Origin of the sequence: Pseudomonas sp., from assembly GCF_050739995.1 — a bacterium.
Lineage (GTDB): Bacteria > Pseudomonadota > Gammaproteobacteria > Pseudomonadales > Pseudomonadaceae > Aquipseudomonas.
In genome coordinates this window covers 31,387-41,806 of sequence record NZ_JBOICG010000037.1, presented here as the reverse complement: position 1 = coordinate 41,806, position 10,420 = coordinate 31,387, and the positions used below count along the sequence as shown (strand labels likewise).

The following is a 10,420-nucleotide window of genomic DNA, read 5'->3' as shown; positions in this document are numbered from 1 at the left end:
CTTCATACTCTTGATAGGCTGAATTTCCAGTCGGAAGTCACTAACAGCCTGGCGCATGTCGCTTTGGAAATCGGCGATGCGACGATCCATCCGCGCTTCAACGGCGGATAATTTGGCGTCCAGCTCTTCGCGATTAATGTCACTCATGGCTTCAGTATCGCTCGGTTTCGGAGCGATGTCATCCGGCCGGCTCCTAGTCGTGCTATCAATATCGGGAGGCATTAAATCTAGCGTTCGCCTTGTCGCTCTCATATTTATTCGGTGAGCTGAGGCTGATCGGGTTTCGATTGAAGCCTTTCTGCCAATCACTCCATCGCTGAGATCAATTATCTTTGATGCTTGATGGGGAGGTAGCTCTTTACCTTCATACGCCTTAATAACGTCCCAATCTTCTGCCGTGACGTTTAAGTGATCAAAATCAAAGCCGAATCCCTTACTCACCTGAGCGCGCTGCCTTCCGCTTGTTTTCCTGAGAAATCATTTTCAGGAGAGTAACGGCCAGTTCTTCAGCAACTTCGATCGGAATACTAAGAGCTGCAATATCATTTCGGTAAGGAAGCGGAACCTGAGGCTCAAGAATAGCTTTTTCAGGATTGTCCGGGTCCGGAACAATCCGCTCCCCAGGTATCTCAAGCGAGTCTCGCCCGAATGTTACATGCAGTCTTGTTTCGCCATTCCAGCTCATTGCCATCGCAGTGAACTTGTCCGCGAACTCGTCAACAAACGAGCTAGACCGACGATGCTTGAGTATGCTGCCTTCTCCGGTGTCGCTCACGATCCTCTCCTTGCTTGAATTGTTGATCTTTCGGTCTGCGTAAGCGATCTATTCAGTTTTAGACCGCTCAATCCGTCCCACCTTCACCTCTTCCGCATACCCCTCCAGCTTGTCTATGCACTCATGCAGCTTTCCGATCTTCTCCATAACGGCAAGAAATCCGGCCTCGTCGCACTGCTTTGCCGAACGGAACAAGTCATGAGCTGCATCATCCAGAGTTGATGCTGCCGCTTTCAGATCGCGGCGTAGCTGCTGGTTGGGCTTGGTAAGGGGCATAGGGCCTCCTGAACATCATCAGTAAAACTTCTGCAGCGCCTGCACGACCACGCCCACGATCCGGCAGTTCTCGTCGACCGCCTCGATTGGGTAGCTAGGGTTCAGCGGCTTCAGAAACAGCCGCCCGCCATCGCTTACAAGCTTTTTGAATGTAGCCTCATTGCTGTCCGGCAGCTTGGCCACGACCAGCTTACCTGGTGCAACCTCGGCCTCAGTGTCGACCAAAATTAGCGTGCCTTCAGTGATGCTTTGGCCGGCGGGCGCGGTCATCGAGTCACCTTTAACTGTCAGCCAGAACGCAGGGCCTTTGGAGTCGTACTCCGAAAACTCGTAGGTGTCCGAGATCCCGGCCGGGTAGGGTTCTACTGCCTCTGCCCAGGCGCCAGCGGCGACCCAGCTAACTACCGGGTAGCGGAATGATTTGCTGGGCTGGATGGCTGGGGAGATGTTCGATTCAGAAGCCTCGCGTTCATTCCCCTCGCCAATGGCAAGCCATTCAGCTCGGAAGCCTGTTGCTTTCGCCAGGGCGTAAAGGTTCTCCGGTCTGAGGCTTTTGCTCTCACCGGAAATCCACTGAGTGACGGCCGAATTTGCAACGCCGCAAAGCGAAGCAATTTCCCCCTTCTTTTTACCGCTGACCTGTATGGCGCGGGCGATGCGTTCGTGTCTTTCCATGGACCCAATATTAAGTTAACTGAATTTAAGCATGCAGTAGGGAGAAAACCCCGTTGTCACCTCAAATTAAGCATGCTTAAATTACGATAAGCTAGAACGAGGATGCGCAATGAATACGCATGAAGTCGCCGAATTCTTCGGCAACAAGACAAAGCTGGCGCTGGCCCTGGGTATTCGCCCAAGCGCAGTGACCATGTGGGGAGAAACGATTCCTGAATCGCGGCAGTACCAGATTCAGGTTCTCTCCAAAGGCAAGTTCAAGGCGACAAAGAAGGATCAGGCCGCCTGACACTCCTGTCCGCCGATCCATTAAGCAAATGATCGCTTCTGCATCGGTAGGGCGCCACGTAAAGAATTTCGAGGTTTTAGGTATGCAGGATTTTCTGAGGGCTTGTGACACCTCCGTCGAAGAGGCGAACACCAAGAATCTCGCCACTTTGATGAGCATGCCGCCGGTGAGCCTGCTTCAGCGCGCTAATGCGAACTACGACGGTGCTTGGTTCAACGTGAAGCACCTGTACTCCCTGCTACTGCATACGGAGGACATGCGGCCATTGGCTGCGCTGGCAGGGGAGTTTGGTTATTCGATCATGAAGACTGACCAGCCTATGGCTATCGACATTCATGAAGCCCTGGGGCGCGCAACGCTGGAGTTCGCCGAGGTCACCGTCGAGACGCATGCTGCGATGGCGGACGGGCGAGTGGATCAGGTCGAGCGCGCCCGGATTCTGCGCGAGATCGACCACGCCGAAAGCGCGCTAGCGCAGTTGAAAGCCTCGGTGAAGGTCGCCTGAATTTCAAACACAAAAAAGCCACCGGACGAGGGTGGCTTCATCTACAGCGGTAAGCGAGAGAAATCATGCCAAACATTGTTCCGATACACAACCCTCGGGGGTTCACCCGAATGGACAACCAGATGATGGATGGCTTGATGGCCATCGATTTGTCAGCGCGTGAAATGAAGATTGTTCTGTACGTGGCAAAGGCCACGCTGAACTTCAGTACGGGCGCTCATCGAATCCCAGCGGTCGATATTGCCAAAGCAACCCACATCCACCCTGACACGGTTTCGAAGGCTATCTCCGGCCTACTGCGCCGTCGCGTGCTGTACCGAGAGGGTGGTGCGCGCGGTGACATCGGCGTCTGCGACCCCAAAGAGTGGATCTTTGTTGTAGAGCCGAAACAGACCATATCGTCTGATTCGGCTCAAGTGGTCCGAATCGGCTCAGCCGCGAAACAGACCCAAACCGACGACTCCCTTCTTTATACAAAGAAAGAACCCCTATTAACTCTTTCTTCGAAAGAGATTAATCCGCCCCAACCCAAAACTGAACCGCCGAAGCCTGACCGCAAGGCTCCATTCGGCATGGCCCAGTTGCTGGCCGACAACCCGCACAACGTCCCAGAGCAACTGCTGGCCGACTGGCTGACCCAGCGCAAGGCTAAACGCGCCTCCGTGACCTCCACCGTCTGGTCAACCGTGAACGCCGAGCTAGCCAAGTGCGCAGAGGTCGGGATCACCGCTGACGACGCAATCACCGAAGCGCTGAACTCAGGGTGGCAGGGTTTCAAGGCTTCCTGGGTGATCAAGCGTCTGGCTGAATCCTCACCGGTGCCAGCACCTCAGTCTCGCCACACCGGTTTTGCCGACCGGAACTACACCGACGGACTGATCCAGCGTGAGGACGGTTCCTATGCACTCTGAGCCAGTACAAGCCTCCCCGGAGCTGCCGCCGGGAACCCGCATCCAGCCTGCTGACTGCGAAACCCATGGCGTTTATGAGCAGAAGGTCTTCTCGGTGCTAGGCCGGGAGCTGAAAAGCAATTGCCCTGAGTGCAGTCGTATCTCGCGGGAGAAGTCCGAGGCAGCCGAGCAGGCCAACAAGGCGATGGAGCTCCGAATGGCGCTTGCTCGCAAGCTGGGCGATGCGCTGATCCCGAAGCGATTTACCGCTCGCACCCTGGGCAACTACCAGGCCGGTAACGAAGGCCAGCGCAAAGCCCTCCGGTTCTGTCAGCACTACGTGCAGATATTCGACGAGATCCTGAAGACCGGTCGTTGCATGGTGCTTATCGGCAAGCCGGGGACAGGGAAAACGCACCTCGGCGCTGGAATGGCCAATGAGCTGCTGCACAACACGTCACGCACAGCGGTGTACCGCACTGTCGGCGCAATTCTGCAGGCGATCCGAGCTACCTACGACAAGCACAGCGAACGCAGTGAAGCCGAGATTCTGTCGAGCCTGATCGACCCCGACCTGCTGGTGCTGGACGAGGTTGGCGTGAGCAAAGAGCAGCCAAGCGACTTTGAGCTGACGACCCTGTTCGCAATCATCAATGGCAGGTACGAGCAGGAACGGCCGACGGTGGTGATCTCCAACCTCGATGCGCACCAGCTACCGGCTGCCATGGGTGAGCGCTGCGTCGATCGCCTGCGCGAGGGGGGAATGATCGTGGTCCCGTTCGATTGGGAATCGCAGCGCGGAAAAGAGGGCTTTTGACATGACCAGGCCGGCAAAGCCTCGCCCAATGCCCGTGTACCTGGTGCTGCGCCGTCTGGTCGATCCTGCAACCGGCAAGGAGGTGGCTGCGTTCGTGCCGTCCTCCGACGCCGACCGGTCGATCCTCCGCGAGCGGGATTTCCGGATCAATACCAAGATCCGCGCCGACCTCAAGCAACCGCGCAACCCTCGGTTCAATGGTTTGGTTCACGGCCTGGGCCGGGTGCTGAGCCAGAACATCGACCGGTTCTCCGGCAAGCAGTCCCATGACGCCATCAAGGCTCTGCAACTGGAGTCGGGCGTGTACTGCGACGAGGAAGCATTCGACATCCCCGGCCTGGGCCAGCTCACTCGCAAGACACCCCGAAGCCTTTCCTACGACTCGATGGGGGAGGAGACATTCCAAGACTTTTGGCGCCAGTGCTGCGCGTACCTGGTGCTGAATGACTGGCCAACGCTCACGGAAGAGCGACTGACAGAAATGGCAGAGTTTGAAGCATTCAAGGAGGTTGCATGACTCGAGACCAAGCAAAGGCCCAAGGCCTCGCACGTTATATCGGCGATGAGTGTAAGCGTGGGCATTTCGAACGCTACGTGAGCACCAACGGCTGCTGCGAATGCATGCGGCTCTGGAAGAACGAAAGAACTGGCACGCCCGAAGCTAGAGCGAAAAACAAAAAGGACAAGGAATCTCGAAAAGAAAAAAGAGGTACCGCGCAAACTCAAAAATACGCTCTAGATCAGGCTGAGACAAAGCGTCTCGCATCCAAGGGTCGATCCCTCTGGACGCAAGAAGATACCCGCACCCTCAAGAAGATGGTCGGTGACGGTGAGTCGCGCTATGAAATCGCCATGAAGCTTGGGAGATCGCGGGCTGCAATCAATCGTCGGGTTGAAGTCCTGGGTATTGGCAATCAAAAGGATGAGTCTGTATGAGCCTGCCAGCCAAGCAGCCCAAGCCCAAGACCTGCAAGAACCCAGCATGCAGGGCCTCATTCGTCCCGCAACGCCTCGGGCAGGCGGTGTGCAGTCCGAAGTGCGCGTTGGCCGTCGTCGAGGTGCAGAAGGCCAGGGAGAAAAAGTCGCTGGCACTGGCCGGGCGCCGGGAGATCAAGGTGCGCAAGGAGGCCCTAAAGAGTCGCGCAGACCACATGAAGGATGCGGAGAAGGCCGTGCGTGACTACCGGCGCACCTACGAGCTGAGCATCGGCAGCGGCTGCATCAGTTGCGGCGAATCGCAGGAATCGATACTCCACGCCCAGGGCTGGAAAACCGGCGGGGCTTTTGATGCGGGGCATTTCATGGGTAAGGGCGCCCGGCCTGAGCTGAGACTGGTGCCTACCAACATCTGGTTGCAGTGCAAAAGCTGTAACGCTGGATCGTCCAAGTTCGCCCGCAAAGGCCAGACGGTTTCCCAGGGTTTTCGTACTGGGCTGATCGCCCGTATTGGCCTGGAAGCTGTCGATGCCTTGGAAGCCGACCACGAGCCACGCAAAGAAACCATCGAGCAACTGAAAGCTATTACCGCCGAGTACCGGGCAAAGACCAGAGAACTGAAGAGGGCTGCAGCATGAAGATAAACTCAGCGCGCCAAGCGTGGCATGACTGTAACTACAACCCAGCGCCGGGTCAGTCCTCAGATGCCGCGGAACTTGGGGTGGTGGTGCAGAGTAGTGAGCGGGGGCCTACGGCAAATCATGCGGTGCACGGGGCCTTAGCTGGCCACATCCAGTCGGCGATAGCGCGTCTCCACTACCAGTTGCGGGCCTTCGGCAACGCCATGTATGCGGCAGAGCCGACCGATGATGATCGGGAGGAGGCGGAAGAGGCGGTTTTCAACCTGGCGTGTTCTCGGGTAGAGCGCATGACTGCCTGCAAGCGTGAGCGTGCCGCGTACGTCGCAAAGGGAGTGTTTCGCCGGTATCGATATATGCACCAAGGCGGGCAGTCTTCAAACCCTGATCCGCTCATCAAGCCAGAGATCTTTCGTGCATGGATCGAGGGGGAGTACGGCATCAAGCTCCCATCTGCTGCCTGGGGGAGAGATTGGGAGCCTTTTGTGCAGCTCTGCTTCGACTCCTGCTACGACATTGACGCCAAAGCACTGAGTCCAATTGGTGGGATAATTTACAAGATGAAAGAGGCCGCTTGACTTCCCGCACGGCTGAGGGCATTATTTTCCCATATTGAGTATTTTGCCTACGGCAACTTGCTCTGCCAGCCCTGCTTTTAAGCGGGGTTTTTTGCGTCTGCAAGAATGCAAAATAGTGCGACAGGACTGGGGCTGTTTGGAGGGCATACGAATAGAGATGGAACTCTAATGCTCAGAGAAGAGCCTAGATCGCAGAGTTAGTCTGCGAGTAATTCAAGGCTCTTGTGCTGCGTAATACCTAAAGGACTTATAGGAAAGAGGTACGCACTATGTTTACGATTGACTACAACTCTTATCGCACTCTGGAACCTTACGGGAAACGTGTGCGTTTCTTGGTGTTGCATTACACCGCTATGGACTTTTCTGGCTCGGTCAAGTCTTTGACCACCGGGGCTGCAAGTGCCCATTACCTAATCCCTGATCCGACTGATCCGAGCTACAAGTCGGCGGGTTTTAAAGGGCAGAAAATTTTCAGTTTGGTGGCTGAAGAGGATCGGGCGTGGCATGCAGGTGTCAGCCAGTGGGCCGGCCGCTCAGGCTTGAACGACACCTCTATCGGTATCGAGATCGTCAATCAGGCCACGGACGTCGGCGGTGTGTTCACGTTTCCCGGCTATGAGGCTTCTCAAATCAAAGCCCTCAAGCAACTGGCGAAGAACATCCTGCAACGTTACCCGGATATGTCGCCGAAAAACGTGGTCGCCCATTCTGATATATCGGTCGGTCGCAAGTCAGACCCGGGACCGAAGCTTCCTTGGAAAGACCTCGCCAAGGCTGGTATTGGCGCCTGGTACGAAGAGTCAGTGAAAGACAAATACCTTCAGCAATTCACCGACGGAACTCCCGAACGCGAGCAGGTTATTCAGGCGTTTTCCCAGTATGGCTATGGCATTGAAACACCGGTTTCCGATGTGTTTTTTGGTGCTCTGGTACGGGCATTTCAACTGCACTTTCGCCCCGAAAACTATGACGGGATACTCGATTCAGAAACCTGTGCGATCTTGTATGCGCTGAACGAAAAGTACTCCTGAGTTTGTGCGTAAAGCACGGTGCGTCACGCTCACTGGATACGAAATCGATCAGCCACATAACTTGAGTCGCCGTACATGGGGCTGTACGTACGGCGGAGATAGGGGGGCACGAATGTAAGCCCCCTGTTGTTCGATCCTATAGGGAAGACAATGCAAAAGGAATTTGCAGATGTTGAAAGAATTCAGATGCGGTAATTGCAAAAGACTTCTCGCCCGTACGGGTGGGTTTACAGAGCTCCAGATCAAATGTTCCCGATGCGGGACGTTGAATCATGTGAAGGCCACGAGCCTCGAGCAATCGCCTTTGAGCGAACTGCCAGCGATTAGCACGGCAGATCCCCTTTCGGCATAGGGCCGACTGGGACAACTCTAAGGAGAAACACATGGACCGTTACACCAACACTGTTAAAGGCATTCTTGAAGGCTTCCGCGAAGTCGCACCAACCGGTGGCATCGATGCCCTGGCAGTTTTCAAGAAAAAGTTCGGCCGGAACGGCAATGAGCTCGAGTACGCGCATCTCAAGCTATTGCTTGATGCCGGCCATGTCGAGTACGCCGGATTTGGCGTAGATGGTGTGCAGCTTTATCAGCTGACGTGGTCGGGCTACGACGTAGCGAATGCTTACCGAAACGCTTAAGCCTCAAATCTCAGAGCCAAGAGCTCAACTGGATCGCCTTTGAGCGACATGAAAGCGGAATTCTCCGCGAAAAATCATTCGACTCAATAGGTAAAAAAATGGAACCAGTACAAATCGGCAGCCGTTTCAAATCGGTCGCAACCAGCTACGCCGAGGCAATCTTCACTCCGGCACAGAACGTAAATGGCGCTGTAATTCGAACAGCTACGATGATCAGCCCCGCTGGGGACGGATTTATTAGCACCGGCACGACCATTCCGGAAGGGCGCTGGGTCACCAACGTGCCCGTTATCTTGTCCGCCGTTAACGGTTCTTCCACTCTTCCGTTCTCTGTGACCATTCCTGCCGGCCAGGGTCTGTGGGTAGCAATGACGCAGAATGGCGGCGGTACGGCTTACGTGACCTACGACCTGCTGCCGTAAGTAGTAGTTTCTCTGGTCCAACAACCAGAAGGCCACGAGCCTCAAGCAATCGCCTATGAGCGCCATACGCCCAATACAGAGGCCTGAACTTAAATCAGCTAAGTAACGGAGTTTAAAATGGAAAACACAAACTCGGCGTCTCAAACCTTGCAAGATCTTTGGACTCAAGTACAACCGGTGGATAACACCGGCATGCTTCGGCGCGTGGTTTTTGCAGAGGGCAAGTTTTATGCGGCTGGTGGCAACGGTCTTCCCTCAACCACTCAGCTTGTCGGCGGAAGCGCAACTGGTACAGCGTGGACCAAGATTCAGGGCGCCCTCACCTCTGATAGCGGGAAGGTCATCAACGAGTTGTACTGGAACGGTATTGGGTCATCGCTTCAAGCCCTTTCTCAATCCGGCAATCTGATCTTCGGCAGCACAGCACACCCTGAAAGGGCTTGGACAGACCTTACGGCAACTGTTCGCGCGTCCGGAGACTTGCAAGGCATTGTGTTTTATCGGGCAATTAACAGCAACGACACGACCTGGATCCTGGTTGGGTCTAACGGTAAAGTCTTTTCCCGTTATGGCGATTGGTCAGGCCAGGTGGAGCGCACTACGACCTTCACTCCTAGCGAGACTGTGTACTGCGTCAACGTCATTGACAGTTTTGTGTTGGTTGCGGGATCGAATGGGAAGCTGCTTAGCGCTGTGAAGATGGCGACGGATAATCCGCAAAACTTCACTCCCAGAACCAGCACCTTCGGCACTAGCACCATCTTTTCCATGAAGCTTTGCAACGGCAAAATGTTTATCGTTGGTGCGGATGGCAAGATGGCATATTCATCCTATGGGCTTAGCTGGACTGCTGTTGAAGACACCAGTTTCGGTGGAACCATTATCCGCGACATTGCTTACGGTAATGGCAAGTATGTAGCTGTCGGCGACGGCGGCAAGACAGCCGTTTCCGAGGATGGGATCGGCTGGGTTCAGCAAGCCAACACTTTCGCAGGAACCGATATCCGGAGCGTCGCCTACGGCAATGGCAAATTTATAGCTGTTGGTGCAGGCGGCAAGATTGCTTACTGGACTCCATGATTTTCTATCTCCTTGCGTAATAGAGCCCAGCCATCACGCTGGGCTTTTTCGTTTTCAGCCCCACCACACTCATCGCTCTGAGCTGTGAGTGCTGCTGGGGCTGATTCAAATCTGCAGGTCATGGCCTGCTGTATTCCTAACTCCCTGACGGGGAGGAACAGAGATGTCCAACATGCCAGACAAACCAGACACCTGGCTCATCGTGCTTGCATGGCTGAGTCAGCATTCGCCGACGCTTTATGCCGCAGGACTATCTGCCTTGATGGCTGGTATCAGGATCATCTATGGCGGCGGCACTCGTCGTCAGGCGCTACTTGAGGCGGCAATCTGCACCCTGATCACGATTGGCTTGATTCCGGTCCTTGAGTACTTCGGCCTACCGCAGAACCTGGCAACGGCTGCCGGGGTGTTCATTGGATTCCTGGGCGTCAAGAAGCTGGCCGATATTGCCGACCGAGTATCGGAACTTAAGTTTCCGACTCGTGGGGCTGGGCAGTAATCCGCGCCACGTTTTCGAATGCGCCAAATCGTGGCGCGGAACTAAGCACAGCGCGTGGGCTGCTCATGAGGGCTCCAACTGCTTAGGTTAAAGACTGGCTGCGTGCTCGTCATTTAAACGATTGCAGTGTAGTTGAGCGGCTTCCGCAGTTTGATGAGTAAGCACTTCCTTGGGGAAGTTGACGCTCAGCATGTCGAAGACCGTGTATGTAACCTTGCCGGTCCATTTTCCACGTTCAAGACCCTTGTCTTCCTGAATCTCGTAGCGCTGTTTCATTTGGGCTGCTCCTACTGAAAACCTTAACAGTCACTCACTCAACCGCTTTTATCAAGATCAACAATATCTATGACAGCCAAGCACCCCGCTTGACC

At 55.1% G+C, this 10,420-nt stretch carries 18 protein-coding genes and 1 pseudogene; 14 read left to right on the top strand and 5 right to left on the bottom strand.

From position 1 onward, the window contains the following. From ACRESD_RS01420 to ACRESD_RS01405, 4 genes and pseudogenes are all read right to left on the bottom strand, one after another. Positions 1-441, bottom strand: a pseudogene (locus ACRESD_RS01420) (hypothetical protein); the annotation flags it as partial. Continuing rightward, positions 434-775: a hypothetical protein gene (locus tag ACRESD_RS01415; protein WP_431749299.1), complete on the bottom strand. Its 342-nt coding sequence runs from the start codon at positions 773-775 to the stop codon at positions 434-436. The gene ACRESD_RS01415 and the pseudogene ACRESD_RS01420, both read right to left, overlap by 8 nt. 48 nt (positions 776-823) lie before the next feature. After that, positions 824-1,051 carry a hypothetical protein gene (locus tag ACRESD_RS01410; RefSeq protein WP_431749298.1) on the bottom strand — a complete coding sequence of 76 codons (228 nt, stop codon included), beginning with the start codon at positions 1,049-1,051 and terminating at the stop codon, positions 824-826. A gap of 18 nt (positions 1,052-1,069) precedes the next feature. Beyond that, positions 1,070-1,726 (bottom strand): LexA family protein, encoded by a 657-nt coding sequence (locus ACRESD_RS01405; RefSeq protein ID WP_431749297.1) that lies wholly within the window; start codon positions 1,724-1,726, stop codon positions 1,070-1,072. A 109-nt stretch (positions 1,727-1,835) separates the two neighbouring features. Here ACRESD_RS01405 and ACRESD_RS01400 point away from each other — a divergent pair, with 109 nt between their 5' ends. The 14 genes from ACRESD_RS01400 (at position 1,836) to ACRESD_RS01335 (ending at position 10,049) form a co-directional block, all read left to right on the top strand. Then, positions 1,836-2,015, top strand: coding sequence for a Cro/CI family transcriptional regulator (locus ACRESD_RS01400; RefSeq protein ID WP_431749296.1), 180 nt, complete (start codon positions 1,836-1,838; stop codon positions 2,013-2,015). 82 nt (positions 2,016-2,097) lie between these two features. Beyond that, a complete protein-coding gene (locus tag ACRESD_RS01395; RefSeq protein ID WP_431749295.1) occupies positions 2,098-2,520 on the top strand; it encodes a phage regulatory CII family protein in 423 nt (140 codons plus the stop codon). Positions 2,521-2,585: 65 nt separating this feature from the next. Continuing rightward, positions 2,586-3,431 (top strand): replication protein, encoded by an 846-nt coding sequence (locus ACRESD_RS01390; RefSeq protein WP_431749294.1) that lies wholly within the window; start codon positions 2,586-2,588, stop codon positions 3,429-3,431. Then, a complete protein-coding gene (locus ACRESD_RS01385; protein ID WP_431749293.1) occupies positions 3,421-4,227 on the top strand; it encodes an ATP-binding protein in 807 nt (268 codons plus the stop codon). The genes ACRESD_RS01390 and ACRESD_RS01385 overlap by 11 nt, the downstream gene beginning before the upstream one ends. Positions 4,228-4,255: 28 nt before the next feature. After that, positions 4,256-4,744 (top strand): hypothetical protein, encoded by a 489-nt coding sequence (locus ACRESD_RS01380; protein WP_431749292.1) that lies wholly within the window; start codon positions 4,256-4,258, stop codon positions 4,742-4,744. Further along, positions 4,741-5,163, top strand: a complete 423-nt coding sequence (locus tag ACRESD_RS01375) for a hypothetical protein (RefSeq protein ID WP_431749291.1) — start codon at positions 4,741-4,743, stop codon at positions 5,161-5,163. The genes ACRESD_RS01380 and ACRESD_RS01375 overlap by 4 nt, the downstream gene beginning before the upstream one ends. Further along, positions 5,160-5,801, top strand: coding sequence for a recombination protein NinG (locus ACRESD_RS01370; protein ID WP_431749290.1), 642 nt, complete (start codon positions 5,160-5,162; stop codon positions 5,799-5,801). Before ACRESD_RS01375 ends, ACRESD_RS01370 begins: the two co-directional genes overlap by 4 nt. Continuing rightward, positions 5,798-6,379, top strand: a complete 582-nt coding sequence (locus ACRESD_RS01365) for a hypothetical protein (protein ID WP_431749289.1) — start codon at positions 5,798-5,800, stop codon at positions 6,377-6,379. Before ACRESD_RS01370 ends, ACRESD_RS01365 begins: the two co-directional genes overlap by 4 nt. Before the next feature lie 269 nt (positions 6,380-6,648). Further along, positions 6,649-7,410: an N-acetylmuramoyl-L-alanine amidase gene (locus tag ACRESD_RS01360; protein WP_431749288.1), complete on the top strand. Its 762-nt coding sequence runs from the start codon at positions 6,649-6,651 to the stop codon at positions 7,408-7,410. Positions 7,411-7,573: 163 nt separating this feature from the next. Further along, positions 7,574-7,762: a zinc finger domain-containing protein gene (locus tag ACRESD_RS01355; protein ID WP_431749287.1), complete on the top strand. Its 189-nt coding sequence runs from the start codon at positions 7,574-7,576 to the stop codon at positions 7,760-7,762. 31 nt (positions 7,763-7,793) lie between these two features. Next, positions 7,794-8,048: a hypothetical protein gene (locus tag ACRESD_RS01350; RefSeq protein ID WP_431749286.1), complete on the top strand. Its 255-nt coding sequence runs from the start codon at positions 7,794-7,796 to the stop codon at positions 8,046-8,048. Positions 8,049-8,146: 98 nt separating this feature from the next. After that, entirely contained in the window at positions 8,147-8,470 is a 324-nt protein-coding gene (locus ACRESD_RS01345) for a hypothetical protein (protein WP_431749285.1), read from the top strand. 117 nt (positions 8,471-8,587) lie between these two features. Continuing rightward, a complete protein-coding gene (locus tag ACRESD_RS01340; protein WP_431749284.1) occupies positions 8,588-9,550 on the top strand; it encodes a hypothetical protein in 963 nt (320 codons plus the stop codon). A 163-nt stretch (positions 9,551-9,713) separates the two neighbouring features. After that, a complete protein-coding gene (locus ACRESD_RS01335) occupies positions 9,714-10,049 on the top strand; it encodes a phage holin, lambda family (RefSeq protein WP_071486898.1) in 336 nt (111 codons plus the stop codon). A gap of 87 nt (positions 10,050-10,136) precedes the next feature. Here ACRESD_RS01335 and ACRESD_RS01330 read toward each other — a convergent pair whose 3' ends face one another. Next, positions 10,137-10,325, bottom strand: a complete 189-nt coding sequence (locus ACRESD_RS01330; RefSeq protein ID WP_431749283.1) for a hypothetical protein — start codon at positions 10,323-10,325, stop codon at positions 10,137-10,139. Positions 10,326-10,420 lie beyond the last annotated feature (95 nt).